General features: G+C 60.2%; 24 protein-coding genes and 2 pseudogenes. 13 read left to right on the top strand and 13 right to left on the bottom strand.

Features of this window, described 5'->3' with window-relative positions:
* Positions 1 to 447: 447 nt before the first annotated feature.
* From AC1Z24_RS04260 to AC1Z24_RS04220, 9 genes are all read left to right on the top strand, one after another.
* A complete protein-coding gene (locus tag AC1Z24_RS04260) occupies positions 448 to 1,413 on the top strand; it encodes a hypothetical protein (protein WP_483744667.1) in 966 nt (321 codons plus the stop codon).
* Between the two features lie 26 nt (positions 1,414 to 1,439).
* Positions 1,440 to 1,778 carry a hypothetical protein gene (locus AC1Z24_RS04255; protein ID WP_483744666.1) on the top strand — a complete coding sequence of 113 codons (339 nt, stop codon included), beginning with the start codon at positions 1,440 to 1,442 and terminating at the stop codon, positions 1,776 to 1,778.
* Between the two features lie 381 nt (positions 1,779 to 2,159).
* Positions 2,160 to 3,050, top strand: a complete 891-nt coding sequence (gene ypfJ / locus AC1Z24_RS04250) for a KPN_02809 family neutral zinc metallopeptidase (RefSeq protein WP_483744665.1) — start codon at positions 2,160 to 2,162, stop codon at positions 3,048 to 3,050.
* 3 nt (positions 3,051 to 3,053) lie between these two features.
* Positions 3,054 to 4,040, top strand: a complete 987-nt coding sequence (locus AC1Z24_RS04245) for an alpha/beta hydrolase (RefSeq protein WP_483744664.1) — start codon at positions 3,054 to 3,056, stop codon at positions 4,038 to 4,040.
* Positions 4,041 to 4,150: 110 nt separating this feature from the next.
* Positions 4,151 to 4,456 (top strand): nucleotide pyrophosphohydrolase, encoded by a 306-nt coding sequence (locus AC1Z24_RS04240; RefSeq protein WP_483744663.1) that lies wholly within the window; start codon positions 4,151 to 4,153, stop codon positions 4,454 to 4,456.
* Positions 4,453 to 5,202 (top strand): methyltransferase domain-containing protein, encoded by a 750-nt coding sequence (locus tag AC1Z24_RS04235; protein WP_483744662.1) that lies wholly within the window; start codon positions 4,453 to 4,455, stop codon positions 5,200 to 5,202. Before AC1Z24_RS04240 ends, AC1Z24_RS04235 begins: the two co-directional genes overlap by 4 nt.
* Before the next feature lie 161 nt (positions 5,203 to 5,363).
* Positions 5,364 to 5,963 (top strand): DUF4136 domain-containing protein, encoded by a 600-nt coding sequence (locus AC1Z24_RS04230; protein ID WP_483744661.1) that lies wholly within the window; start codon positions 5,364 to 5,366, stop codon positions 5,961 to 5,963.
* Positions 5,964 to 5,980: 17 nt separating this feature from the next.
* Positions 5,981 to 6,541, top strand: a complete 561-nt coding sequence (locus AC1Z24_RS04225; RefSeq protein WP_483744660.1) for a DUF4136 domain-containing protein — start codon at positions 5,981 to 5,983, stop codon at positions 6,539 to 6,541.
* Between the two features lie 219 nt (positions 6,542 to 6,760).
* Positions 6,761 to 8,758, top strand: coding sequence for a pilus assembly protein TadG-related protein (locus AC1Z24_RS04220; protein ID WP_483744659.1), 1,998 nt, complete (start codon positions 6,761 to 6,763; stop codon positions 8,756 to 8,758).
* A 53-nt stretch (positions 8,759 to 8,811) separates the two neighbouring features.
* On the opposite strand, the gene AC1Z24_RS04215 is transcribed toward AC1Z24_RS04220, so the two are convergent.
* Positions 8,812 to 11,574: a PAS domain-containing sensor histidine kinase gene (locus tag AC1Z24_RS04215; protein ID WP_483744658.1), complete on the bottom strand. Its 2,763-nt coding sequence runs from the start codon at positions 11,572 to 11,574 to the stop codon at positions 8,812 to 8,814.
* A complete protein-coding gene (locus tag AC1Z24_RS04210) occupies positions 11,564 to 12,028 on the bottom strand; it encodes a TadE/TadG family type IV pilus assembly protein (RefSeq protein WP_483744657.1) in 465 nt (154 codons plus the stop codon). Before AC1Z24_RS04210 ends, AC1Z24_RS04215 begins: the two co-directional genes overlap by 11 nt.
* A 75-nt stretch (positions 12,029 to 12,103) precedes the next feature.
* On the opposite strand from AC1Z24_RS04210, the gene AC1Z24_RS04205 reads away from it, so the two are divergent.
* Both AC1Z24_RS04205 and AC1Z24_RS04200 read left to right on the top strand, forming a co-directional pair.
* Entirely contained in the window at positions 12,104 to 12,586 is a 483-nt protein-coding gene (locus AC1Z24_RS04205; RefSeq protein WP_483744656.1) for an A24 family peptidase, read from the top strand.
* Between the two features lie 147 nt (positions 12,587 to 12,733).
* Entirely contained in the window at positions 12,734 to 13,498 is a 765-nt protein-coding gene (locus AC1Z24_RS04200) for a response regulator transcription factor (RefSeq protein ID WP_483744655.1), read from the top strand.
* Positions 13,499 to 13,559: 61 nt separating this feature from the next.
* On the opposite strand, the gene AC1Z24_RS04195 is transcribed toward AC1Z24_RS04200, so the two are convergent.
* The 9 genes and pseudogenes from AC1Z24_RS04195 to cpaB form a co-directional block, all read right to left on the bottom strand.
* The gene (locus AC1Z24_RS04195) at positions 13,560 to 13,826 is read right to left on the bottom strand and encodes a DUF3613 domain-containing protein (protein WP_483744654.1); all 267 of its coding nucleotides are present in this window, start codon (positions 13,824 to 13,826) and stop codon (positions 13,560 to 13,562) included.
* Between the two features lie 14 nt (positions 13,827 to 13,840).
* Entirely contained in the window at positions 13,841 to 14,548 is a 708-nt protein-coding gene (locus AC1Z24_RS04190) for a tetratricopeptide repeat protein (protein WP_483746521.1), read from the bottom strand.
* Positions 14,549 to 14,556: 8 nt separating this feature from the next.
* Positions 14,557 to 15,069: pseudogene (locus tag AC1Z24_RS04185) on the bottom strand (type II secretion system F family protein); the annotation flags it as partial.
* A gap of 86 nt (positions 15,070 to 15,155) precedes the next feature.
* Positions 15,156 to 15,420 (bottom strand): annotated as a pseudogene (locus tag AC1Z24_RS04180) (type II secretion system F family protein); the annotation flags it as partial.
* 26 nt (positions 15,421 to 15,446) lie between these two features.
* Positions 15,447 to 16,334, bottom strand: coding sequence for a type II secretion system F family protein (locus tag AC1Z24_RS04175; RefSeq protein ID WP_483744653.1), 888 nt, complete (start codon positions 16,332 to 16,334; stop codon positions 15,447 to 15,449).
* Positions 16,335 to 16,343: 9 nt separating this feature from the next.
* The gene (locus AC1Z24_RS04170; protein ID WP_483744652.1) at positions 16,344 to 17,597 is read right to left on the bottom strand and encodes a TadA family conjugal transfer-associated ATPase; all 1,254 of its coding nucleotides are present in this window, start codon (positions 17,595 to 17,597) and stop codon (positions 16,344 to 16,346) included.
* A complete protein-coding gene (locus AC1Z24_RS04165) occupies positions 17,597 to 18,787 on the bottom strand; it encodes a CpaE/TadZ family protein (protein WP_483744651.1) in 1,191 nt (396 codons plus the stop codon). The genes AC1Z24_RS04170 and AC1Z24_RS04165 overlap by 1 nt, the downstream gene beginning before the upstream one ends.
* Positions 18,784 to 20,037 (bottom strand): type II and III secretion system protein family protein, encoded by a 1,254-nt coding sequence (locus AC1Z24_RS04160; protein ID WP_483744650.1) that lies wholly within the window; start codon positions 20,035 to 20,037, stop codon positions 18,784 to 18,786. Before AC1Z24_RS04160 ends, AC1Z24_RS04165 begins: the two co-directional genes overlap by 4 nt.
* A gap of 20 nt (positions 20,038 to 20,057) precedes the next feature.
* Complete coding sequence (cpaB, locus tag AC1Z24_RS04155) at positions 20,058 to 21,032, bottom strand: Flp pilus assembly protein CpaB (RefSeq protein ID WP_483744649.1); 975 nt, start codon at positions 21,030 to 21,032, stop codon at positions 20,058 to 20,060.
* A 321-nt stretch (positions 21,033 to 21,353) separates the two neighbouring features.
* Here cpaB and AC1Z24_RS04150 point away from each other — a divergent pair, with 321 nt between their 5' ends.
* Together AC1Z24_RS04150 and AC1Z24_RS04145 are read left to right on the top strand one after the other, a co-directional pair.
* Positions 21,354 to 21,539: a Flp family type IVb pilin gene (locus AC1Z24_RS04150; RefSeq protein ID WP_483744648.1), complete on the top strand. Its 186-nt coding sequence runs from the start codon at positions 21,354 to 21,356 to the stop codon at positions 21,537 to 21,539.
* Positions 21,540 to 21,583: 44 nt separating this feature from the next.
* Complete coding sequence (locus AC1Z24_RS04145) at positions 21,584 to 21,994, top strand: response regulator (protein WP_483744647.1); 411 nt, start codon at positions 21,584 to 21,586, stop codon at positions 21,992 to 21,994.
* A gap of 141 nt (positions 21,995 to 22,135) precedes the next feature.
* On the opposite strand, the gene AC1Z24_RS04140 is transcribed toward AC1Z24_RS04145, so the two are convergent.
* On the bottom strand, positions 22,136 to 23,815 hold the full coding sequence (locus tag AC1Z24_RS04140) for a ShlB/FhaC/HecB family hemolysin secretion/activation protein (RefSeq protein WP_483744646.1): 1,680 nt from the start codon (positions 23,813 to 23,815) through the stop codon (positions 22,136 to 22,138).
* Positions 23,816 to 23,943: 128 nt separating this feature from the next.
* Entirely contained in the window at positions 23,944 to 25,554 is a 1,611-nt protein-coding gene (locus tag AC1Z24_RS04135) for a collagen-like triple helix repeat-containing protein (protein WP_483744645.1), read from the bottom strand.
* Positions 25,555 to 25,683 lie beyond the last annotated feature (129 nt).

Below are 25,683 nucleotides of genomic sequence, written 5' to 3'. Positions count from 1 at the left end.
TACAGAAAATCGATACCACCTTCATCCTCGTCAAACGGATTGGGTGGCAACTGTGTGCGGGTTGACGAACCGGGCTGTAGGAACCGGCAGATCCGAAGATCTCCCACACACAGCTGCCATGAAACTATCGTGCAAACACAGTGTTTGAACAAAGACTCAAAAGCGCTACGCGATTACAGCAACGGATCGTCAAATCCGCTCGTTGCTTAGGCAACAATGGCGCGCAAGTTAGAGATTTGGCAGGTAATGCAGGTGGTATTTATGTCTATTTTTTCTCGCAATTACAGTCGACGTGTATTACTGAATATTATTACTCTAATAAATTTGTAGGAAATCTAACTTTAGTACGTAGGCACTTTCGGAAAAGCCGACAAATCCCGCCTGCACTATCGCCAGCCCCTTTTGGCTTTCATAACCTCGCACCTCCACTTACAGGGAGTACAAGATATGAGCAGGGCTTATTCGTTCATCAACGATAAAATGCAGAGCGATAACACGATCAAAACGCAACTGGGCGCCAGCAATAAATTCGACACGTTGAATATCCATATCCGCAATCGCGTGGTCATGCCGGGAGAGATAATTATCGTGCCGGACAGCAGTACACCCTCCTGCACCCTCGAAGAAACCGAGTTCATGCGCATGGCGCAGCATGTCAGCCATCAGATCAGCCATAACTCCCTGGGCTCCGATGGCCTGGCGCTGAAGCACTACGATATCCTTCAACGTATGCTGGGCCACGCCTCACTGGGTATTGGCGCCGTTTCCGGCAGTTGGAGCAACCACCTGACCGCCATCGAAAAGACCCTCGACGACATCCAGAAGTTGCACAAGCTATCGCTCACCCGCGGCACCCCCATCGCCCGCCAGGAGTTCATCAATCAGCGTCAGGTGTTGTTTGCCCGTCTCGACGAACAACTCAAAGGCGTTGCCCGTTGGGGAAGCGGACTGCAGAACAGAGGCTCGATCAAGAAAATGCTCGGCATCTCCACCAAAAGCTACCTGCATACCGGCGAGATGCGCGATTACGCCAGACGTATGGAAGGTATAGCGCGCACGGCAAAGTTGCTTAAGCACGGCACCGCAGTTGGCATCGGGTTGAATGTCGTGGCGTCTGGGTTGGAGGTGAAAGAGGCGTGTTCGGTGGGGCGGGAGGAGAAGTGTGAGAAGGCGGCGTATGTGGAGGGGGGTAAATTGGCGCTGGGTGTGGGTTTTGGCATGAAAGGTGGCAGTTGGGGGGCTGCAAGCGCCGTATCGACATGTGTTGCGGTTTTTACGATACCGTCAGTGGGCTGGGGCGCTCTGGCCTGCGGCATCATTGGCGGCATCGCGGGAGGGTACATAGGCGGAAAAGTGGGTGAAGGTCTCGGCGAGACGGCAGGCGAGAAGCTTTACGAGTGGAGACCGAAATAATGACAGATACGGAGTTTACGATAGGCATGATTATCGCTCTGAATATTTTCATAAGCTTCGGCTTCACAGGCTATTTTCAATACGGAAAGTTGAGTGAGTTAGAGCATCATTTGGACGGCAACGAGTCTGTCGAATGGAACCGTACAGTATGGGGCTCCGGTTTCATCGGACGGCAAATGAGACTGAATATGATTGTAGTCACAATCCTTATGGCTCGTCGGCTACACCGAAACGGCTTTCTAGGCAAAGATGAAGAAAAGAAAATACCGAAAAAGTTACGCATCCAACTTTTAGCTGCTTATGCCTACGAAAGTGTTGCTGTACTTTCTTCGTTTATCTTCTACTTCATTGTCATTGCAGATTAACACCAGACAGAGCTTGGCAGGAGCCAACTTTTTCGCAAGGCAATGAGCGAGCCCCACAGCCCTCTCGCCAACAAGCTGGCTCCCGCCACTATCAAATAGCCCGATCCGTCAGTTCCCCATCCACCAACCGCCGAATCCCCAGCGGGCTGGCGTTCAGCATCAAAGCAACCAGTCATGGGCGGCCAGTTCTTTGCTTCGCCGATGACTGTCGCCGCTAGGTGCCTTTGGTGGACAGTCGGTACATCCATCGCCGTAAGAGCGACGGCGAAATCGCCCTCCCGGCTAAAGCCGATCCCACAATTACCTCCCCCGACGATCAAACTGGCGCCAAGCCTGTCTAAGAGCAACACTCTCTTACATCCCTCCCGAAAGGACTCTCCCATGCTCTGGAAAAAAGGTCGGCGCAGCGACAACGTAGTCGATGCTCAGGACGGCGCAAGTGGCGGTGGGGGCGGTGGTTTCAGGATCGGTGGCAAGGGCCTGAGCCTGGGCGGGGTGGTGTTGATTGTCGCGTTCGGGCTATTGACTGGCCAGGACCCGATGCAGATTCTCGGGCAACTGGCCGGGCAGATGGGGCAGCAGTCCACCAGCGTCAGCCCGCAAACCCGACAGGCACCGGCCGCCAACGATCCGCAGACGGACTTTGTCCGGGCAATCCTCGGCGACACCGAAGACACCTGGCGGGCAATCTTTGCCCAGAGCGGCCGCCAGTACAAAGACCCGACGCTCGTGCTGTTTCGTGGCCGGGTACAGTCAGCCTGTGGCTTGGCGTCTTCGGCCAGCGGCCCCTTCTATTGCCCGGCCGATCAGCAGGTTTATCTGGACCTGGATTTCTTCCGGGAAATGTCGCAGCGCTTCAAGGCAGCCGGTGACTTCGCGCAAGCCTATGTAATTGCCCACGAAGTAGGCCATCATGTGCAGACGTTACTGGGTATTTCGGCCAAAATTCAGACGGCCCGGCAACAGGGCCAGCGCATGGAAGGCAGCAATGGTTTACTGGTGCGCCAGGAACTGCAGGCCGATTGCCTGGCCGGGGTCTGGGCCTGGCATGCACAAAAGCGTTTGAACTGGCTGGAGCCGGGTGATATTGAAGAGGCCCTGACCGCGGCCAACGCCATTGGTGATGACCGGTTACAGCAACAAAGTCAGGGTAGGGTTGTGCCTGACTCGTTTACTCACGGGACGTCGGCCCAACGGGTGCGCTGGTTCAAAACCGGCTTTGCCCAGGGTCAAATCAATCAGTGCGACACGTTCGCCGCAAAGAGCCTTTGATCAATGATGAAACCGCTTTTGGTCCTGATGTTGGGCACCCTTCTGAGCGCCACGGCTCACGCCGAGGACCACGCGGTCCAATCGATCAGTCCTGATCGACTGGTGATCAATGGCGTCGAGGCCACCCTGGGCCTGAGTCAGGAGTGGGTCAAACCCAAGCCGCAGATCCAGCGTGTGGTCATCGTCATCCACGGCCGCCTGCGCAACGCGCCAACCTATTTGCGCAGCATCGAGCGCGCGGCCAACCAGTCCAAGCAGCGGCAGAAAACCCTGCTGATCTCGCCGCAGTTCCTCGATGAAAAAGACATCGTTGCCCACCACCTGCCGGAAAAAATCCTGCGCTGGCACGAAAACAACTGGATGGCAGGCGACACGGCAGTCGGGCCCAAGCCGATCAGTTCATTCGTGGTGCTGGACCATATCCTCAAGCGCCTGAGCGACAGCAAGCTGTTCCCCAACCTCAAGGAAATCGTGATCGCCGGTCACTCCAGCGGCGCCCAAGTGGTGCAGCGCTATGCGGTTCTCGGCGGCCGTGAAGATGCCCTGCTGAAAAAGGAAGGCATCCACCTGCGCTATGTGATCGCCAACTCCTCGTCCTATGCCTATCTCGACGCCCAGCGGCCGTTGCCAGTGACGGCGGCGACCTGCCCGAGCTTCAACGACTGGAAATACGGCCTGAACAAGCTGCCGTTCTACGCTGGCCAACAAACTCCGGCGGTTATCGAGCAGAACTATGTGAAGCGCGATATCACCTACCTGCTCGGCCAACTGGACACTGACCCCAATCATCCGGCGCTGGACAAGTCCTGCGGCGCCGAAGCCCAGGGTTCGTCACGGCTGACCCGTGGCCAGAACTACTTTGAGTATTTGCAGAAGCGCCATCCCGATGGGACCAGCCAGCATCTGGTCGTAGTGCCGGGGGTCGGCCATAACGGCGACGCTATCTTCACCTCCCCTGAAGGCCAGAAGGCCCTGTTCACTCCGCTCTGAGTGAATGTACGGCGTCTGAATAGCGCTTGAATCGGTCGGCAAGCGGCGCAAACCAGGCTTGCTTCCCGACCGGTTCCCCTTGAAGCTATGCGCCTCAAGGAGCCTCCCGCATGAATCTCGAAGAACTCACCCAACGCCTGCACCGTATTCGCGACCAGAACGACTGGCGGCAATTTCACAGCCCCAAGAACCTGGCCATGGCCGCCAGCGTCGAAATGGCCGAGCTGGTAGAGATTTTCCAGTGGCTGACCCCAGAACAATCCCAGCAGTTGCCGCCTGATCAATTGGCTCATGCCGGACAGGAAATCGGCGATATCGTCCTTTATCTGCTGCTGATGTGCAGCGAACTTGGGCTGAGCATGGACGAAGTGGTGCGCAGCAAGCTGGCCGACAGTGAACGGCGGTTCGCCAAATGAGTGACCGTCATTTCGACCAGTTGGCGACGCGCTTTGCCGAGAAAATCTACGGCGGCGCAAAAGGCGCGATTCGCCTGGCGGTACTCCAGGCCGACCTGCTTGAAGCCCTGCCCGACCGCCCGCTGCGGGTACTGGATATCGGCGCCGGGCTGGGCCATATGTCGCTGTGGCTGGCTGAACGCGGTCATCAGGTGACCCTGGCCGAGCCTGCCGAACCGATGCTCGAAGGCGCCCGCCAGCGCTTCGCCGACGCGGGGCAGAGCGCAACCTTCATTCAGGCGCCCTGGCAGGAACTACTAGGGCAACTGACCGAACCCTACGATCTGGTGCTGTGCCATGCGGTGCTGGAATGGCTGGCCGACCCCCACGCGATCCTGCCGGTGCTGCATCAACTGACCCGTCGCGATGGCTGGCTGTCCCTGGCTTTCTACAACCGTGACGCGCTGATCTACCGCAACCTGCTCAAGGGTCATTTCCGCAAGATGCGCAAGAATGACATGGCCGGGGAAAAGCAGAGCCTGACCCCGCAACAACCCCTTGATCCGCGTGACCTGGCAGCGCAACTTGAGCCGCTGTGGCAAGTCCAAACCCGCAGTGGTGTGCGCGTATTCCACGACTATATGCCGGTGGAGTTCCAGGCCAAGGCCGATCTGGCGGACCTGCTGGAAATGGAACTGGCCCACCGCCGCCATCCGGCCTATGCCGGGTTGGGGCGTTATCTGCATTGGGCGTGTCGGCCGATTTAGACGCCGCGACAAGTACAAAACCTGTTGGAGCGAGGCGTGCCCGCGAAGGGGCCAGTGAGCCAGATACACATTTGAAACCTGTTAAATGTCTTCGCGGGCACGCCTCGCTCCAACGAGTTCGCTTTACCTTCATTAAATAAGAGAGGCCCAAGGAGACCATCATGAAATCCCGCCTCGCCACACTCGTCCTGACCCTGGGCCTGGCCGCCTGCCAGAGTGAAAACCCGTACGTCGCCAGTTCCAGTCCATTGCCCCCTGCCCCTACACAGGCCGCCAATACCCTGGACCTTAGCGCCTATCCAGCCGCGCCTCGGGACTACGGGCGTTATCGCGACTGGGCCTGGCTAAACGGCCAGTTGCCCATCGGCTCGACCTGGGCCGACCCGGCGCAGATCGCCGAAGCCGTCAGTAATGGCCTGGACCAACGCGGGTTGCGCCCCGGGCGTAACCCCCAGGGCGCCGACCTGTATGTCAGCGCCGAATTGCATCCGGAAACCCGTCTGCGCCAGGTCCGTGACGACTACTATGACCCGTACTACGGCGGCTACCGCAATGGCTACGGCGGTTATGCCACGGTGCCGGTGGTGCGCACTTATCAGGAGCAAGTGATCGTCGTCACTATCAGCCTGTTCGATGGCCGCAGCGGCCAACCCGTCTGGAGCGCCCGCGCCGAAGCCGCTGCCGCTGGCAACCAGGCACAACGCGGCAAAGCACTGCGCGACGCCGTACAAGGCGCCCTGAGCACTTATCCCCCAGCCTGACTTTTCGGAGAACTGCCATGTTCCGCTACCTTGCCGTACTGGGTGTTGCCCTGCTGCTCAGTGCCTGCGACACCACACGGGTCAACCGCGACTTCGACACCCAGCGCGACTTCGGCGGCTATCGCAGCTGGAGCTGGAAAGAGCCCGGCGTGCAATTCCAGCCCAATGACCCGCGCCTGCAAAGCGACCTGACCGAACAGCGCATCCGCCAGGCCGTGGCCGGGCAGCTGGATCAACGTGGTCTGCGCATGGCTGCGGCCGGTACGACGCCGGACCTCAAAGTACAGACCTGGGTTGTAGTGGAGAACCGCCAGCAATTGGTCAACACCCAATACGGCAGTGGCTGGGGCGGCCCGTGGGGTGGTTATTGGGGTTATCCGCCAGTGAGCAGTGAAACCCGCAGCGTCGATTACAAGGTGACGACCCTGCAGATCGACTTGCTCGACGGCAAGGACGGCAAACTGGTGTGGCGTGGCAGCACCGAGCAGATCCTCAACGACAGCCCTGATCCGGTGGCTCGCGATACGGCCATCCGTACCACCGTGGCGAAGATCCTGAGCCAGTATCCGCCGCGCTAACCCGTCGACCAAGGGGTCTTGGGACCGGCTTTAGCCGGGAAGACAATATGACAGACGATAGAAATGTATCGACCCTGCCTACGCTTTCCCGGCTAAAGCAGGTCCCACCTTTTGATCCTGCATTTACCCCATCTGTCACTTAGCCAGCACCCATCCCACGCCTTAACTACACTCCTGCCACAGGTGAGTAAGCGAACGGCGTGGCCGAAGGAGTGCTGGATGTCTCCCCTGAATCATCTGCGTCAGCGCGGTGCCATTGGTGTGATGGCCGCAGGCACCCTGACCCTTGCGCTGCTGTGCATGCTGGTGGTACTCGACAGCGGCCGCCTGTTTCTGGAAAGGCGCAATCTGCAACGTGTCGCGGACATGGCGGCCCTGGAAGCGGCAGGTCGTCATGGCAACTGCCTGCCCGCAACCACTGCCAGCGCGGTTGCCTTCGCCACGCAGAACGCCGCGCGCAACCGTTTCGTCGTCGGCAGCGACAACCGCGCCCTCAACGTCACCTGTGGAACCCTGTTGGTCACCGCTAATTTGCGCACGTTCGTCGCCGATGCAACCAAATTCGAGGTAATCAAGGTGGTTGCAAGCCATCCGGTACCCAGAAGCATAGCGTCGCGGATCAGCACACTTTTCTCGACCACCGCGCCGCCGGTGAACATGTCCATGAGTGCGACCGCTGTCGCCCTGCAATCATCACCGGTGGTGCAACTGACCCTGCGCAGCGCCGCCATGACCGTCACCTCGGCCAATGCCGCCGTACTCAATCCGCTGCTCGGCGGCCTGCTTGGCGGCAGCCTGAATCTCAGCGTCGCGGGTTGGCAGGGCCTGGTCAATACCGACCTGAACCTGCTGAGTTATCTGAACCGGCTCAATACCGATCTGAACATTACGGCAGGCAACTACACCCAACTGCTCAGCACCAATATCGCGGTCAGCCAGTTGGTGCAGAGCGCGATTAACATTCTGGACTCCAACAACACCGCCACGATCAACGCCTTGAACGGCATCAAGGCGGCAGCCGGGGCCACCACCATCGCCTTGGGCGATCTGCTGCAAGTCCAGAGCGGCAGCAACCTGGCGGCCCTGAACACCAATATGCGCGTGTTCGATCTGGTCCAAGGCCTGGTACAGGTTGCCAACAAAAAGAACGGTCTGATGTCCTCCGTACAAATGAACGTGCCAGGGCTGGCGCAGGTCACGGCCAAGGTCCAGGTGGTTCAGGCACCGCAACTGTCGGCCTTCGGCGACCCGCGCAAAATCGATCCGGCCAACCCGCTGGGCGCCAACCGCATCTATGTACGCACTGCGCAGACCCGCGCATTGCTGTCGATCAACCTGCCGGTCCTGGGTACGATTACGCCGCTGCTCAACGCCGCTACCAACCTGCTGACGCCGCTGACGCCGGTGATCAATAACGTGCTGAGTCTTAACCTGGTCGCGAGCCTGAACTCGGCAAGCTGCCTGGTGGGCGCGGGCTGCACAATGTATGACTTTCAGTGGCTATCATCCGGCAGCACCGGCCCACAGATTGACGTGAGTGTTTCCACCTCCAGCGCCCAGAGCTATGTCACTGGTTTTACCTGCACCAGCAACACCAACAAAACCCTGACTACCCATACAGACAGTGCGCTGCTGAACCTGAAAATCGGCCAAATCAGCTCAGCGGCTGCTTTCCCCGCCAGCACGGATCCCAATGCTGTCGTCGCTCTGCCCCTGCCGGTTCTGGATATTGGTAGTGCAACGTGCAAAAAAATTCTGGGAATAGGGACATGTGGCGCACGGACCCCCTTCACGGGTGGCGGCCTGGGGGTCAGCGTCAACAGTCCGATCGGCCAAGTACAAAGCACCTCCACAAACTTCACCTATACCGCTCCGTCGGCCCCTAACCAAGTGCCGGATATCAATACTGACCCGTACTTCCCCCTCGCGCCGAACGCCACACTGCCCAGCAGCCTGCTGGCAGGGACCGTCGCCGGGGTACAGGTGCACATGTATTCGCCGCCCACCAACAATGTGCTGGGTTCGCTCATGAGTGGCGCGGAATCCTTGTTGAGCACGCTCACTACCAGCCTGGACAGCACCATCAACAGCACTTTGTCACCGCTGCTGACCAGTGTGCTCGACCCTTTGCTTGCGGGCCTGGGCGTGACCGTCAACCCGGTCAACCTCGGCGCCAATATGAGCTGCAATATCGGGCAGGCGACGTTGGTGATTTAGAGGAGGGGCCAATCCCAACAGCATCAAGCACATCTGACTGATGCCTGACCGGATCACCCCTGACTGATCGGCAAACTGATCTGAAACCGCGCGCCCTCGCCGGAATTGCTGACGCTTAGCAGGCCGCCCATTTGCTGGACGATGCCATAGCTCACCGACAAGCCCAGGCCGGTGCCGATACCCGATGGTTTGGTGGTGAAGAAGGGTTCGAAGATCTTTTCCAGCAGCCGTGGGTCGATGCCGCCGCCGTTATCTTCCACGTTAATAAAGAAGTTCTGCGCGTCTCGCCCGGTTTGCAGGCTGATCCAGGGTTGCAGCTCGGGATTGCCTTCCTTGCGTGACAGCAACGCATCACGGGCGTTGACCATCAGGTTGATGATCACCTGTTCCAGTTGATCGCCATGGCCGCGAACCTGCACCGGCTCGCCCAGCTCGCCCACGCGCAGCTCGACACCCTTGCCTTTCATGCCCTCGGCGAGCATCCCCAGCGTGCCCTCGACCGAATCGTTCGGATTGAACAACTGCTCCTGAACCTCCGAACGACGGCCAAACACGCGCATATGGTCGACGACCTTGCCGGCACGCTGCACCTGAGCGTCGATACGGTTGAGCTTTTCGATCAGATACTCCGGGTCGACGATGCCGTTGTTCAGACGCTTGAGGACGTTGACCACGGCCATGCGCATGACGTTGAGCGGCTGGTTGATCTCGTGGGCCAGACCGGTGGCCATCTCGCCCAGGGTCGCCATTTTCGCGCTTTGGTTGAGCTGCATGCGCGAACGGCGCACGTCGGTGTTATCCCGCCCGACGGCCTGGATCTCTACCAGTTTGCCTTGCTCATCAAACACACCGCGGTCAGCCCAGACCCACCAGGCATGTTCGCGGCCCGGCAACTCCAGGCAGATTTCCGCCGTGCTCATGGGCGACTCCGGCGTCAGTTGGGCGATGCGTTGAAGAAAGTCTTCGCGCTGCTCGGCCGAGAACCAATCGCCCAGATTGACCCCGGCCAGTTGCTCGGTGGTGCACTCCAGATAATTGGCCAATGGCCGGTTGCCGAAACTGAGGACCAACTCCGGGCTGTAGCGGCAGATCATCGCCGGGGAGTCTTCCACCAGGATCCGGTAGCGCTCTTCGCTCTCGCGGACCCGTTCGGCGGCCAGGGTGGCCTCCGTTACATCCAGCCACAGACCGACGGCCTCCACCGGAATGCCCAGGTCATCGCGCAGCAGGCGCGCTTCGTCGAGCAACCAGTGATAGACGCCGTCGCGCCCGCGCAAACGGTAACGGCGGCTGACGAAGCCTTCTCGCAGCAACAGACGGGTGCGCTCGAACCAGATATCACGGTCATCCGGGTGAATGTACTCGGTCAACTGGCCGTCAACGCAATCGGCCAGTTTCCAGCCCAGCACCGGCGTCAGGCTGGCGCTGAAAAAGGTCGGCTCCAGGCTGCCTTGATCGTAGCGCTGCACGTAAATAACCGCCGGGGAACTGGCGATCAGGTTGTCCAACCGCGCATGGGCAGCGGCGGCCTCGGTTTCCTGATTTTTGATATCACTGACATCGAGCATGAAACCCAGCACTCGGCGACTCTGGCCACTGATCAACGACTGACCCTGAATACGGAACCACACTGGCGCCTGGTCCGGATCAAGGCTGCGCAGGCGCACGCAGAGCAACAGCGGGGTATCGTTTTCCCGCAGCTCGAGCAGGCGACTGTTCAACTCTTCGCGATCAGCCGGGTGAATCATCGCCAGCCAGTCCGGCCGCGACAGACGATCAAGCCGCCCATGCAGGCCCAGGCTATCGATCAATTGCGGCGCCAGTTGCACCTCGTCGTTGGGCAACCATTCCCACCAACCGGTGCCGAGCAGGTCCTGCAGGACGCTCAGGCGCTCGATATGGTGACGGTGTTGATGTTCGGACTGGCGAAACAACACCGGCCCGCCAATGGCCGAACACAGGTTCAGCCACTCGCGCTCGCCCAGATCCGGGGCTTGCCTGGCGGCATTGTAGAAACCGAAAAGCAACCATGCCTTGGCCACGCCCTCACGGCTGTGGGGCAGCAGGAAGCCATCGGCATTGCCGAAGATGGTCTGCAGCGGCGCCAGATGCGGATGGTTGCCGAAGGTCAGTTGTTGAGGCTGTCCGCCATCGAACAGATCCAGTTCAGTGCCCAGGCGCTGACCCGGCTGCCACAGTTCGGGGGCGGTATGGGCGTGATACTGCGCGAATACCCGCCAGCCGATGCCGCCGGCTTCGGGCAGGGCCAACGCCATGCACGGCACATTCCAACGTTGGCCCAGCTCTTCCAATTGCTCGGAGACCACCTGGCCCAGACGGTCGAAATTGCACACGCGAATCTGCTCGGCTACCTGACCGGCAAAACGCAGGCATTGCTGGCGGCTGCGGGCGATGCTGGCCTCTTCCATCAGGTCGCTGATATCGAGCAACTGCAGAAGCCAGCCGCCGTCATGGTGCTGGATCCAGCCACGGGTGTGCAGGGTATTGGCGGTCGAAGCCTTGAAGTCGAGATCAAGCATATGGTCGATCCAGTCTTCCGGCACACCCTCGACCACCATGGCGCTGTTGGGCATCAGGTAGGCGATCAGGCGCTGGGCGGAAACGATGGGCGTGGGCATGCCCAGACGGCTACGCAGCTGCGCACTGGCGTTGAGCACGCGGCCATCGTTGTCCAGCACCATATACAGCTCGGCACTGATTTGCGCAGGCTCGGCTTTCGCCGGGTCCGTAGCGGGGGTTGCCGGCGACTCGCTTCGTCCCAGCAGACGGTTCAGCATCACTTTATTAAGGGACAAGTTGCATGCTCGCCTGTGCGGACAACGTGGCTGGGAGGTTTGGTATCTGGCCTATGCCCGGAAAGGTCAGGAACGGGATGACCTGATTGATTCTGTTGCTGGGATAACTGATCCGCACCGACAGAACGCCCGTCGCCGGGGTATAGCTGATAACGGCGTCGGTCGTGGGATTGAAAGCCAGGGTACTGGGCAGCCAGGCCAACTGAGTGACCAGCACGCTTTGCGCCTGAGTCTGGATCAGCGTCTGATAATTCGCGATGCCGGGGCTCAAGGCCACACTGCGGCGAACCGCCTCACTGGCGGCCGAATTGAATGACTGCAACATCAACAACGGCAGGCAGTAACTGACCAGCCCGTAAAAAACCGCAAAAAAAGCGATGAACACCGCCGCAAACTCAATGGCGGCAGCGCCTTTCTGTCGATGAGCAGAGAAATTCCGTGGGGGTGATTGCATGCCGACGTCTACCCTGACAGTGCCTACCGTTATTGAGCATAGGTCCTCTCCAGAAAACAGGATGTTTTTTACTAGATGGAATTACTTTTCCTACTCATATGGATGGCGTTTTGTGCCGAGCAAGATGCCCGGCAACGACAGATCGCCAATATCCTGACCCTCGGCGTGGCCTGCCTGGCGCTGATCTATCTGCTGCTGCAAGGCCGGACCTGGCTTGGCGCACCAGCCAGTGAGGGTGGCTGGGCATTGTTGCTGGCGGTGCTATTCACCCTGCCTGGCTACGCACTGGGGCGAATGGGCGCAGGGGACGTCAAACTGATGGCAGCTCTCGCTCTTTTGACCGATCGCCTGCATGTACTGGGCAGCTTTATCGGCGCCGCCGTCGTGACCTTGCTGTGGCTGGCACTGCGTCAGAAAATCTGGCCCTTTATGGGTCAGGGACTTGCCGGGCGATACCGCCTTTTGAATGACCCTTCGTCAAAAAAATATCCATTCGCACCCTTCCTGTTCGTCGGTTTTCTCCTCGCAGACCTGCTGATCCGCCAGTCGCAATCGTAGGACCGTGCTATGTACATAGTAGTAAAGTGCGACTACGTTTAACCCGATATAAACAGTAATGGATTGCGACTCGGCGTATGGCGAAGGGTTGCCGCTACCCCGCACCCCGGTCAGTTGTACCTCGCAAACATGGAGTACTGCGTAAACATGCATTCGACAGTGAAAATACTGGTCGTCGACGACGAGATCATGATTGTTGAGGAGCTCACCGATTTCCTCGAAAGCAGCGGCTACCGTTGCGTCCCATGCAGTTCAAGCCGGGAAGCCTTGCAGCGGTTTCGTGAGGACACCGAAATCGGCATCGTGCTGTGTGACCTGGACATGCCCGAATTGAACGGCATCGAACTGGTTGAAGCCATGAAGCTGCTGGCGGGTAAACAGCGGGTCTTCGAATCCATCATGCTCACCGGCCGCGCGGAAAAACAGGACGTGATCAAGGCCCTGCGCGCCGGTATCGCCGACTACTATCAAAAGCCGGTCGATCTGGAGGACGTGCTCAAGGGCATCCAGCGTCAGGAGATCGAGCTGCAAGAGCGGCAAAAGGGCTTGAACAACCTGGGCCAGCTCAACGAAAAGCTGCAAAACCTGGCGGCCTCCATCGACGATCTGTATCAGGATCTGGACAAGAAACGCACCCAGGTGGTCATTACACAACCGGGCGAGCACGAGGCCGAGGTCGAGATTCCGGCGATTTTCGATCAGTTGTCCCCGCGCCAGCTGGACGTCGCCAGACTGGTCGGCAAGGGCCAGACCAACTACCAGATCGCCTGCGAGCTGGGCATTACCGAAAACACCGTGAAGCTGTATGTGTCACAGGTGCTGCGCCTGACCCATATGCATAACCGCACGCAACTGGCGCTGGCTCTGTCACCGGGCAACCCCTCGGCGCGGCAGCGAGTGACGGTGAATTAAAGGATTTGCCGTGCGGCGGCACGGCGCCAAAGACCGGGCGGGGTCTGCTGCCAACCCCGACTCAGCCACCAGACCCCGTCTTGCCGCCTTTTTTCTGCTCGAAGAAATCCGGAATCTCATGCTTATAGCTGTCGAGCCAACGTTGCATGCTCTGCTCGCGCTCAGCCGGGGTGGCGGCTTGCGGCGTCGGTGACGCATGGCGGCCCTGGGATTGCAATTGCAGCCAGTTCTGCGTCTGTTCCTGCCAGGGTGAGTCGCCCTTCTCGGCGGCCCAGGCGCCCTGCGCTATGGCCAGCAGGCTGACAATGCCGATGATTGCCGCTTTCATACCCTTCTCCCTGCTCATTTGAGCGCGCTCTGTGCAGCCACCGCGGCAACGGGCTCGGCAACCACCGGTCTTACCGCCGCGGGTTTCTTCAAGGCTTCGGCCCGGGCACGGGCGTCGTTGAACTGCTCCGGGCTCAGACCATTGCGGGTGACCCACTCGGCCGCTTGATTCCAGTGGTCCTGATACAGCAGCATGGTCAGCAGATTCTCCGCAGCCAGGGTGTCCGACTGCTTAAGTTCCATGGCGGTCAGGAACTGAAATCGTGCCTGTTCGAACTTGAGCTGATTGAGGTAGACCACGCCCAGATCGTTGCGGATTTTCTCGTTGGTCGGCGCCAGTTTTACCGCCTTGAGCAAATGGGCCAGCGCATCGTCGTTATTGCCACGCGCCGCCGCCAGTTGTCCCAGACCGTGTTCACCCTCGTCGCTGCGGCAGGTGCTGAGCAGGCTTCGGTACAACGGTTCTGCTTCGCTGCTGCCCAACTGGCGCAGTATCTGCGCCTTGCGCAAGCGTACGTCGACACTGTCGGGCAAGGCTTCAAGATTGGCCAGGGCGGCATGCAGGCGGCCTTCACCGGCCATATCCTGAGCCAGGTTCAGCTTCAATTCGTCGTCGGACGCCAGTTTCGAGCAACTATTGGCCGCCGCCAGCCACGGCGCGCTGCCATCACTGGCGCAACCGCCCAGAACGAGCATTCCGGCCAGCAGCATAACGCTCTTGATATGCACCACTAAGAACCTCCAAAGGCTCGGCTGATGGCGGTAAAACCCGGCCCCGCCAGAACGATCAATAACGCCGGAAACAGAAACACCATCATGACCACCGACATCTTTGCCGAGAGCTTGGAGATGTACTCCTGCAAGCGGGTCATGCGCCGGTCGTCGAACAGTTGCTTGAGCGACAACAGCGACTTCATCGCCCCGCCGCCCTGATGGATCAATTGGTTGAGAATCACACAGGTGTCGCTGAATTCATCTACCGCCAGCAGCTGCGCGGTCTTGCTCAGTTCTTCTCCCAGCTCCAGGCCAGAGTCGACCCGGCTCAGCACGATCTGGATCTCCGAAGACAGCACCGGCAGCAGGGCCTTGCCTTCGTTACTGAGCACGCGCAGGGCCTGTTCCACGGCCATGCCGGACTCGAACAGGATGCGCAGCAGCGGGATAAAGGTAGAGATCTCCACCACCACGCGCTTCTGCCGATGCTTGGCCACTGCCACCAGGATTCGCTTGGGCAACAGAAACCCCACGCAAAAGCCGCAGATAGGCAGGATGAGTACCGGCACCTCGTCACCGAAAAAAAACAGATCAACGAGAAAGCCGAACACCAGCGCGCCCAGCGGCACGCCTACCTGACAGGCGGCGAACAACGAGCGCTTACTGGCCCGGCGCCAGCCCACACGGTTGAGCAATATCTGCGTTTCAGTGTCCATGCTCAGCGAGCGCTGGCCGATGGGTGTGTCGCCCAACAGGCGCAGCCAACTGCCCACCCGGCTTTCGCGGATCACCTGACCGTGCAGCCGCTGCGTCACCAGACGCTCGTTACGCCGCTGTTGGGCCAGACCCGAAATCAGCAGCAATACGGCGAGCAAAATCATCAGCAGGCTGATCAGCAAGACTTTCATCAGATACTCCGCAACATGCGCCAGATCAGCAGCGTGCCCATCGTCTGCATGGCGAAGGCAATCATCAGCATCGTCCGGCCAGTCTCGTCGTTCCACATATGCATCAGGTAACCGGGGTTGGCGACCAGAAAATAACCGGCCATCAATACCGGCAAGGCCCCCAGAACAAGGGCGGTCATGCGGGTTTCACCGGTCATGGCGCGCAACTGGCGCGCCGCCTGTTCCCGCTCGCGAATCAGGCGGATCAGGTTTTCCATCAGCTCGCTGGCGTTGCCGCCGTAGCGGCTGTTGACCCGCAGGCCAAGGGCGAACAGGCGAAACTCGTCGCGCTCATACAGATCGGCGAAATCCTGGGTGGCGTCAGTCAGGCTGACCCCCAACTGCACGCTGCGTGGAATCCGGCTCATGCCTTCCTTGAGCGGTTCGTTGGCGGCTTCGATGCCATGCAATACCGCATCGGCCAGGGTGCGTCCGGATTTGAGGCTGCGCACGGTGTAATCAAGCATTTGCGGCAATTGCTCGATCATCCGCCGCACCCGCTTGCGATAGCGCCAACTGATAAACAGGCGCACCAACAGTGGCGTCGCTACGGAGAACACCGTCAGGCCGGGCCATTCCCAGAGCTGGTAACCGAGAAACATGCTCACGGCCCAACCGACCAACACCAGTTTCATCCGATCCGTCGCCCGCCCCAGCCCGGCCTGCAGAAAAGCACGCTCCAGATATTGCCAGCCCGGCTTGTGGGCCACCGGCTGGGGCAGGCCTTCGGTGAGCCGCTGCATGACCCGCTCCCGAGCCCCGGCGGTCATTGCCCGGTGGAACAAATAGATCGAGCCGCCGAGCAGCAGCAGGAATATCACCCCCAGCAGCAGCGCGCCCTTGCTCATGTCGGCACCTCAATAATCCGCCGCCCGCAGCTTGTCACCCGCTGCGTGCATGGCCTCACGCTGGAAGCCGACGTTGTTGCGGCGATCCAGGCGGAACAGTGTGTTGGTCACATAGACATCGTCTCGGATGCCCACCACTTCCACCACCTCGCTGACACAGCGGCGCCCGTCGGGAAGGCGCGCCAGTTGAATGATCACGTCCAGGGCTGCGCAAATCATCTGCCGAAGTGTGCTGGTAGCGATCTGCCGCCCGGTCAGGCCGACCAATGTTTCCAGGCGCAGCAGGGCATCCTGGGCGTTGTTGGCGTGCACGGTACTCATGGAGCCATCGTGGCCGGTGTTCATCGCGGTCAGTACATCGAGCACTTCCACGCCGCGGATCTCGCCGAGGATGATGCGGTCCGGGCGCATCCGCAGGGCGTTACGGATCAAGTCACTGGCGCGAACCTCGCCGTGACCTTCAGCATTGGGCGGACGTGTCTCCAGGCGCACCACATGGGGGTGGCTGAGTTGCAGTTCGGCCACATCCTCGATGGTGACCAGGCGCTGATGCGGGCTGATCAGCTGGCTCAACACGTTGAGCAGCGTGGTTTTCCCGGTGCCGGTGCCGCCACTGACCAAAATGTTGCAGCGCTTGCCCACCGCTTCCGCGAAGAAATCGAAAATCATCTGGTCGATGGTTTGCATCGCCACCAGATCCGCGCTTTTGAGCATGTCCTTGCGGAATTTCCGGATCGACAGGCACGGCCCGTCCAAGGCAATCGGCGGGATGATTGCGTTGACCCGGCTGCCGTCGGGCAGACGGGCATCGACCATCGGCGACGACTCATCCAGGCGGCGACCCATGGGCGCGAGAATGCGCTGCATGACCCGCTCGACGTGCTGCGAGTCGATAAAGCGCAGGTCGGTGTGATGCAGCACGCCGTTGCGCTCGACGAACACTTTGCTCGGTCCGTTGACCAGGATTTCCGTCACCGAGGCGTCGCGCAGCAAAACTTCCAGTGGGCCGTAGCCGGTAAGTTCGTCGACCAGTTCTTCGCCCAGGCGCTCCATTTCATAACGGGAAATCGCCAGGCGCATGCGCGCGACGTAGTCGGCCACGCGGTCCATGACGAACTGGGCCAGGGCCGGACGCGAGCCTTCCAGTACGTTGCGGCCGCTTTCTTCGATGGCATCGATGATGTAGCGATGCATCACCAGCTTGAGCCCTTGACCGTCGTCTTCATTGGCCCGCGACGCAACCCCGAACAGTTTTTCCGGCATCACCTATTCCCCCACAACCGATTGAGCCAGCTTGCGGCCGGCCTCTCTTGTGTCACCGAGTGACTGGCCAGCAGTTCGCCCAGATGGCGCAAGCCACTGCTCAAGGCATCACGGGCGGCCAGCTCGAACAGGGTGACGCCCTGATTCTTGGCATTGAGGCGCAGCTCAGGGTGAAACGGCAAAACCGCCGCCACGGGCAGGCCAAAGGTCTTTTCCAGCGTTTCGGTATTCGGCGCGACCGAGCGCAGGTAGCGGTCGATCAACATGCTGGCGTGTTGCAGTTTCATGCCCTTTTCCCGCCACAGATTGAGCACTGCCAGATTGCGTCGGCACTCCATCACACTCTGGTCGGTGTACCAGAGCAACTGGTCGCAGTGGCTGACAAAGGTGCGCAAGGCATCGCTGTCGGGCTGCCCCACCAGATTGACGATGACATGCTGGAAATGCTGGCGCAGCGAGCTGAGCAGCATGTACAGCTCGGCGGCGCTGGACTGCACCAGCGGGTCGTCCTCGGAGGTATAAGCAAGAATGCGCAGCCCGGCATCGGTGGTGGTAAAGGCGCTGTCGATCAGGGTCGCATCAAGCCTGCGCAGATGGCGCAGGGCGTCGCCAAAACTGAACGAGGATTCCAGACCAATCATCGCCAGGCTGTCGCCACGGGACAGGCCCAGATCAAGCAACAGCGTACGCTGCCCGGTCTTCTGCACCACCAGTGCCAGATGGGTAGCGATCAGCGCGCCATCGCCGCCGGTCTGGGCGCCGTAAAGCACCGACAGCCCGCCCATGTTCGGATTCGGCGCCACTGGCGGCAGACGTTTGCTCAGGCGCCGCACCAGGCCAGCCACTTCACTGGAGCGTGAGCCATAAGCGACGAAATCCCGCGCCCCGGCACGCATGGCATTGAGCACCAACTGGTTGTCCATACCGTCACCCAGCGCGACGATGGCCAGCATCGGCTTGGCTTCCAGCGCACCTTCGATCAGAGCGCTCTGGTTCATCAGATGCTCGCGATCGAGGCCGACAAAGACCAGGCTGGCGAAGGTCACATCGATCAGCGCCAACAGTTCGTCGAGCGTACCGGCCCCGGCGCTGACGACCTGACCCAGGGGCGCCAGGGCCCCCTGCAACCATTCCAGATCGGTGCTGTTGCGGGTGATTGCCAGGAAGGTCTGGCTCAGGCTCTGGCTCATTGGGATAACCCGTTACGGCGCTCGAAATTGCCGTTCTCAAGGAAATACAAACGCAGGAAGCTCGGATCGTAATTGCGCAGCGCTTCGCCCGGCAGCGACGGCAACTGGGCATTGGCAGCCAGCGGCTGGACCAGGTGCGGAGTGACGATCATCAGCAGCTCGCGCTCGTCATTGTTGACCTGGGAGTTACGAAACATCGCGCCAAGGATCGGGATGTCGCCCAAACCGGGAAACTTGTTGACCTGCGCGGTATTGCGCGTATTGATCAGGCCGCTGATCACGAAGCTTTCGCCATCGGCCAGGGAAATACTGGTGTCGGTGCGGCGGATATTCAGCGCCGGCACCGAGATCCCGGCCAGGACAATGCCGGCGGTAAAGTCCAGTTCACTGACTTCCGGAGCCACCTTGAGCAGGATGCGGCCATGGGCGACCACCGTAGGCGTGAGCGTCAGACGGACTCCGTACTCCTTATATTCGATGGTGATCTGATCGCCTGTGCCATTGGGCACCGGTACAGGGAACTCACCCCCGGCCAGAAAGCTAGCACTCTGCCCGCTCAAGGCCACCAGGCTGGGCCGCGCCAGAGTGTAGGCAAAGCCGCTGCCTTCCATGGCGTTGAGCATGCCCAATACCTTGCTGCTGCCACCGCCCCAGATGATGTTGAAGCTTTCGTTATTCAGCGGAATATTGGGTCGGGCCTGACCGACCGCACCGGTATTGACGGTGAGATTGGGGGTACCGGTTCCCGGCACAGTTCCTGGCGAACCGAACAGGAAGTTGTTGGAGCCACGCCCGAAAATCGAGGTACTGGCTTCCTTCAGTTTGGTTCGGCTGACCTCGACGAAGCGGATGTCGGTCTGCACCTGGCTGGGCAGCGACGGGTCGTCGGCCACCTGACTCATGTCACGAGTGGCCTTGCCGCGCACGAACACCATGCTCTGGCGCGGGGACGGCGAGCAATCGGTCCAGACCATCAAGGTCGTGGCCCCCGGACCGACTCCCGTCAGCAAGACGTTGTTATCTCCCGCTGCGACCACATCGGCGATTTTCGGATCGCCGATGGCCAGGCGGGTAATCGCCACGGGCGAATTGATATTTTGCTGCACGCCCTGCCCTACTTCGATGGCGCCGGGCAAGGCTGGCAGCCCCGCGCAACCGGCGGTGGCCGCCCAGGCCGAATTCATCCCTGTGCCTGCCACCACTACAGTCCATACCAACATCGTCACAACAGGTACGAAACGGCTACTCATCAAAGGCAATCCTTGCGTGATCAGGGAGTCGGTTGCGATGCCGCCTGGGCACCGCGTATTACAGGCACCTGGCGCGGCGCCGCAGGTGCAACGGGCGTTGCAATGCCCGGCACGGCCGAAACAGGCAGCGGCGCGCTCTGGCTCAGTTTGTTGAAGGGCAGCAGGCCACGTTTTTCCGTGTCCAGACGCAGGGCAATATCTGGTTTGCCCGCGCTGTCACTGGCCCAGTACTGCTCAAGATTCTTCTCATCGGCACTGCGTACGGCCAAGCGCAGCGTACCGCTCTGGGAAGCCAGCATCAGGCGATTGATCAGGCTTTCCGGCACGGCCAGAACCACAGTACGCGCGGCCGCCCGGCGCTGTTCGAGCTGCAGGCGATCAGCGCTGCCAATATCCTGAGCCGGCCGACCATCGTTGGTAGGGCCCAGAACCTCGCCGATACTCAGCACGCGCAAGGCCGGCGCGACGATCTGGGCGGAACGGTCAGGATTGGCGGTTTCCTGGGGCAGGAACAGCAGGACATCGACGTAATCCCCAGGGCTCAACTGACCACCGAGGGTCATCACCTCATCGACGCTCAACCCCAGGGCGCGCTCACCGGGGCGAATCATCCGGGCCAGGGTGCCTCCGGCGGCAAAGCTCTGCGCGCTGAGCCAAGTGCCTGCACTCAAGGGGCGCCAGCTGACGCGATTGACCACATCGTCGACGCTGGAAAAGCTGCCGACAGGAGCGACTTTCAGTTTTTCTACCAACAGGTCTTCGGCCTTGAGCGGCACATTGGCAGGCACGTCATGGGCCAGGACAACCACAGGCTGACGCAGCGGATCTTCATGGGGAGGTGGAGCCGGCGCGACGACCGGTTGCGCGTCAGTTGCCATGGGTGCTACCACGGCGGGAGTCTCGGGCTGACGACTCAACACCGTTCCCCAATACCCGGCCAGCAAAGCGCCCAATAACAACAGGACCGCAAGCCCCATGGTAACGCGACTGTTCATGACGGCCCTCCCTTTGCCACTGCACGACAACCTGGCCTACTGGCCAGCATTGCAATCTGGTCGTGATGAACATCCATCCATTTGGCTATGAAAATAGACCACCTAATCCAAAGCGCCATCAGTACAGGGAAAAATTAGATGTTTTATTCCATGGGGTTATGAGCCCTCCCTCACTGAAAACCGCAGGCGACGTATAACTTTATGATTAATGCTTTATTACGGTTGTGGCTTTAGGCCGGGAGGTCAATGCTGTGATTGCGTCGGGACAGTTGGCGCGTATCACTTGTATTACCGGCGCCCCATGGCGCAAGGAGATCTGATATGACCTTTACCAAACTCAGCAACGGCGTCACGCGTTTCATCAAAAACAAAGAAGGTGCATCCGCAATTGAATACGTGGTAATCATTGCTCTTGTCGCTTTGGTGATTGTTGGCTTGATGCCGGGTGTGAGTACTGCGATTACCGGTGTATTCACTCGACTCACAACGATGCTCAATGGCTTGTAGTGCGACGTTTGTAATTCTCAACTCATGGCTCAGGTGTAATCTCGATGCCCGTCCAACCGACACGCCAACAACTGCTCCTCGTTGACGATGAAGAGGACGCCAATGAAGAGTTGGCAGAACTGCTCGAAGGTGAGGGTTTTTGCTGCTTTACGGCGTCCTCGGTCAAGCTGGCCCTGCAACAACTGACCAAGCATCCCGACATTGCCCTGGTGATTACCGATCTGCGCATGCCAGAAGAAAGCGGCATGTCGTTGATCCGCCGCCTTCGCGAACATACCTCCCGGCAACACTTGCCAGTGATCGTCACCTCCGGCCACGCCGATATGGAAGATGTCAGTGACATGCTGCGCCTGCAGGTCCTCGATCTTTTCCGTAAACCCATTTACCACGTCCGCCTGATCGAAACCCTCAATAACCTGTTTCCGGTACCGCGGGTTTATCAGGTCGGGCAGTAAGCCCTGATCACTCTTGAATTATAACTGTGGGACCGGCTTTAGCCGGGAAGACGCAGGCAGGATCGATACATTTTTATCGCCTGCCATATTGTCTTCCCGGCTAAAGCCGGTCCCACATTCGTTAAGTGTCACTCTTGTTGCTCACAACTGATAACTGAAACTCAAGGTCAGCCTCGGCCTGCGGTTAAGGCTGTCCAGAGCGATATCGGACATGGGCTTGGCCACTTCCAGGGCAATGTTGTAATACCGCGCGTCGCCAAAACGCACGCCCAGCGCCGCTGATGACATCTGTGCGGTCGGCACCTCGAAGGTATTGAACCAGGCCTTGGCAGCATCGAGCACCACATAGGGCTGTACGACTTTCAGCCAGTTGCCGTCGCGGTTGAAGCTGTAGTTCAACTCGTAAGCCACGCCCCAGCCCTTGTCGCCCGAAGCCTGATCGGTGGAGTACCCGCGCCCGAAGTTCTGCCCGCCAAACTGTGCCCGTTCACTGTCCGGCAGGCTGTTGTTGCTCCAGTACAATGCCGCCGACGCCACGCCCTGCCAGTTCTGCAAGAACTTGTCGCTCTGCACCCCGGACAGGCGCACGCGAAAGAAGTCGAGGTCGTATTGACGGTCATCGGCCTTGGCGCCCATGCCATGCAAGCCCTGGTAGACCCCGGCACTGAGGATGCGCAGCTGACTGGCGTCGGACTTGCGCCAGTCACCTTCGAAGGCGACCGCGCGGCTGTCAACGCGAGTGTCGATTTGTAACGGCAGACCGATCACCTGATAACGAGTCCGATCGTTGACCCCGTACAGGCGTACTCCGGCGCTGAGCCACTGGTTTTGCGCCGCAATCAGCGGGTGACTGATACCGATGGAGAAGCGGTCGTTCTCGCGATGCTGTTCCAATTCAATACCGTTACCGAGGCTGACATTGGTGTGAGGGTCGCTGCGATAACGGGCGGCCCACAGGCTCAGTTGCGTGCCTTCAGCGTTGAGGTACTGGCTGTAATCGAGACGATAGTAATGCTCCTGATCCTTGCCCGGCGGCAACAGACCGCTGAAGGTCAGTTGCTCGGCCATGGCGGTCTGCGAGTTACTGCTCAAACCCAACAATGCCTGCAGGCCCTTGCGATTGTCATCGGTCAGGCTGAGGTTGCTGGTGATGGGCTTGCGCGACGCCGTGGCGACCAGAGTCGTGGCGCCGTCGGTGGTGCCGGGCGGTGGCACCTGAGCTTGCAGTGTGACACCAGGCACACGGCTCATCAGGGCGGTGTAGCGCTCGAAAGTCTTGCGGGTCAGTGGGCGTTCCTGACGAATCTTGTCGACCAACTCCTGCAGGTAGGCCGAGACCCGTCCTACATCGCCCTGAAGCTGATAATCCCGCACGTAGCCTTCCACCAGCACCACTCGCACCAGCCCGTCCTTGAAGTCTTGGGGCGGCAGGAAGGCGTAGGACAGCAGGTAGCCGTCGTCCTGATAACGCCGGGTCAAGCCACGGGTTGACTCGATCAATTGCTCCAGCGTGGCCTCGTGGCCGATCAGCTGGGTATAGGCAGCGCCCAGCTCCTCCAACGGATACACCGTACCGCCTTCGATACGAATCTTGTTCACCGTCACTTTTGTGCTCATCAGCAGCGGCGCAGCCTGGGGCGGCGTCGGTGCGGGCACCTGCAAGGCCGGCGTCACCGGGCGGTAGGCATCAGCGGGAAGGTTGGGCTGCGGCAGGTTGCGCTGCTGATCGTTGCTGTTGAGAAATGCGGGAAGGGTATCGGCCAGAGCCAGGCCAGGGCAGAGAGTGACGCTGGCAAGCAGCATCGGCAGACAAACGCGCATAAGGACACTCCATGATCCAGAAAAGCAGCGGTCTTGAGCCAAAAAAAGGCAGGGTGCCATTACGACTCCCTGCCTGAACAAGCTTAGGTGCTGTAGGAAAACTCGCTCACTACACAACTACAGCGAACCTACTTACGGCTATTCAGCAAACCACTGCCGATACCACTGCCGCCACCCAAGCTACCACCTACAACACCCAGCACCCCGCCGAGACCTGTTGCCGCGCCACCGGCACCCGTAACCAGACCGCCGACTTGCGCCACGGTGTTACCGACACTGCTGACCGTTGTACCCACGGCACTGGCCACCGGATTACTGCTGCTGGCCGTCACCTGAGTACCGATGTTATTGACCGCGCCGCCCACCTGGCTCAGCAAACCGTTGACCGGTGCACCGATGCCCGTGGCCGCACCTACTTGCTGAGTCAGACCGGTGACGCCACTGACTACTGGCGTTACCGCTGCACCGACGTTGCTGGTAAGGGCCGCTACCGGAGCGGCGATAGCGTTGTTGGCGATGCCGTTGCCACCAACTACTGTGCCCAGGGAAGCCACGGTCTGGCCGATAGCGCCGCCATTGATGCCTGCAGCACTGAGCAGACCGTTGCTGCTGCCGGCGTTCAGGCCATTGCCTGCACCGGCCACCAGCCCGCCGACGCTTTCGATAAGGCCGACGCCGCCGATACCCGGTACGCCCGGTACGCCCGGTACACCCGGCAGACCTGCGCCACCGCCAGTGCCACCACCGATTGGCAGCGGTGCACCGGTGCCTGCGGCCAGATAACCGCCGGCTGCACCGGCGACGTTACCCAACCCGGCCAACGTGCCACCCAGGCCGACCATGGTCGGATTGTTCAGGTCAGAACCCACCCGCGATCCGGCATTGTTCAACGCACCTTGAATCTGTTGCAGTGCACCACTTACTGGCGCACCAAGCCCTGTGGCGTCACCCACTTTGGTTGTGGTGGATTCGAGCATGGCCACCACCGGCACCAGACGGCTGCCAACAGCTTGTGTGGTCGAACCCAAAGGCCCGCTGGTAGTGGCGGTGCTGAGGGTGTCGCCGAGCATGGTGACTTTCTGGCCGACGCCATCGACTACATCGCCGACCTTGCCAACCACTGTGCCCACCAATGGCACCTGTTCAATCTGCGAGTTTGCGGCAAAGGCCGACACCCCCCTGCCCAGAGAGGAAACGCCGCCGCCCAGGTCGCCAGTAGCCGTGCCGACGCTGGACAGGGTCACCCCCAGTGCATTGCTGTCGGTGCCCAGAGTACCCAGGCCGTCGGTCAGGCCGCTGCCAAGGCTGTTGGTGGCAAAGCCCACCGAAGCGACAAGCCCGCCAGCACCGCCAGTCAGGTCGGTATTACCCGCCAGGGACATGCCCGACAAGGTGCCACCAATACCAACCACCGTATCGCCCAGTTGCCCCAGGACATCGCCGCTGGAAGAACTGGTGTTGGCCGTGGCGAAGCGTGCGTTGGTACGCACTGGCGTAACCGGGTTTGTAGGGGTTGTGGTACTGCCACCACCACCAGCACCTGTGCCGCCACCCGTACCGCCGCTGCCGGTGCCAGTGCCGCCGCCACCGGCCATTGAACCGCCAGTATCCGGAATGACACCGATGCCGCCCGAGCCATCACTGCCCGCCACGCCATCAGTTGCCGCTTCAGAGCCCGACCCTGTACCGGATCCCGAACCATCCGTTGCCGACGTTGACGTCGGCGACGCTGAATCCACGTGACTTTTCGATCCTCCACCGCCGCTGCTGCAACCTCCAAGGCAAACCGCCATGACCAAGGCCAACGCCGTACTTGCCCGAAGCATTCCGTGAGTATTCATGAGCGAATCCGTCCACCGTCTGATTAT

This window comes from Pseudomonas sp. JL23 (assembly GCF_056933585.1).
The sequence above is the reverse complement of the archived record's forward strand: the minus strand, read 5'-3'. Positions and strand labels throughout refer to the sequence as shown.

Bases quoted from the DNA above. Each gene is read 5' to 3' on its own strand.
- AC1Z24_RS04260 (WP_483744667.1), top strand. From the start codon at position 448: ATGAGCAGGGCTTATTCGTTCATCAACGATAAAATGCAGAGCGATAAC.
- AC1Z24_RS04255 (WP_483744666.1), top strand. From the start codon at position 1,440: ATGATTATCGCTCTGAATATTTTCATAAGCTTCGGCTTCACAGGCTAT.
- ypfJ (WP_483744665.1), top strand. From the start codon at position 2,160: ATGCTCTGGAAAAAAGGTCGGCGCAGCGACAACGTAGTCGATGCTCAG.
- AC1Z24_RS04245 (WP_483744664.1), top strand. From the start codon at position 3,054: ATGATGAAACCGCTTTTGGTCCTGATGTTGGGCACCCTTCTGAGCGCC.
- AC1Z24_RS04240 (WP_483744663.1), top strand. From the start codon at position 4,151: ATGAATCTCGAAGAACTCACCCAACGCCTGCACCGTATTCGCGACCAG.
- AC1Z24_RS04235 (WP_483744662.1), top strand. From the start codon at position 4,453: ATGAGTGACCGTCATTTCGACCAGTTGGCGACGCGCTTTGCCGAGAAA.
- AC1Z24_RS04230 (WP_483744661.1), top strand. From the start codon at position 5,364: ATGAAATCCCGCCTCGCCACACTCGTCCTGACCCTGGGCCTGGCCGCC.
- AC1Z24_RS04225 (WP_483744660.1), top strand. From the start codon at position 5,981: ATGTTCCGCTACCTTGCCGTACTGGGTGTTGCCCTGCTGCTCAGTGCC.
- AC1Z24_RS04220 (WP_483744659.1), top strand. From the start codon at position 6,761: ATGTCTCCCCTGAATCATCTGCGTCAGCGCGGTGCCATTGGTGTGATG.
- AC1Z24_RS04210 (WP_483744657.1), bottom strand. From the start codon at position 12,028: ATGCAATCACCCCCACGGAATTTCTCTGCTCATCGACAGAAAGGCGCT.
- AC1Z24_RS04205 (WP_483744656.1), top strand. From the start codon at position 12,104: ATGGAATTACTTTTCCTACTCATATGGATGGCGTTTTGTGCCGAGCAA.
- AC1Z24_RS04200 (WP_483744655.1), top strand. From the start codon at position 12,734: ATGCATTCGACAGTGAAAATACTGGTCGTCGACGACGAGATCATGATT.
- AC1Z24_RS04195 (WP_483744654.1), bottom strand. From the start codon at position 13,826: ATGAAAGCGGCAATCATCGGCATTGTCAGCCTGCTGGCCATAGCGCAG.
- AC1Z24_RS04175 (WP_483744653.1), bottom strand. From the start codon at position 16,334: ATGAGCAAGGGCGCGCTGCTGCTGGGGGTGATATTCCTGCTGCTGCTC.
- AC1Z24_RS04170 (WP_483744652.1), bottom strand. From the start codon at position 17,597: ATGCCGGAAAAACTGTTCGGGGTTGCGTCGCGGGCCAATGAAGACGAC.
- AC1Z24_RS04165 (WP_483744651.1), bottom strand. From the start codon at position 18,787: ATGAGCCAGAGCCTGAGCCAGACCTTCCTGGCAATCACCCGCAACAGC.
- AC1Z24_RS04160 (WP_483744650.1), bottom strand. From the start codon at position 20,037: ATGAGTAGCCGTTTCGTACCTGTTGTGACGATGTTGGTATGGACTGTA.
- cpaB (WP_483744649.1), bottom strand. From the start codon at position 21,032: ATGAACAGTCGCGTTACCATGGGGCTTGCGGTCCTGTTGTTATTGGGC.
- AC1Z24_RS04150 (WP_483744648.1), top strand. From the start codon at position 21,354: ATGACCTTTACCAAACTCAGCAACGGCGTCACGCGTTTCATCAAAAAC.
- AC1Z24_RS04145 (WP_483744647.1), top strand. From the start codon at position 21,584: ATGCCCGTCCAACCGACACGCCAACAACTGCTCCTCGTTGACGATGAA.
- AC1Z24_RS04140 (WP_483744646.1), bottom strand. From the start codon at position 23,815: ATGCGCGTTTGTCTGCCGATGCTGCTTGCCAGCGTCACTCTCTGCCCT.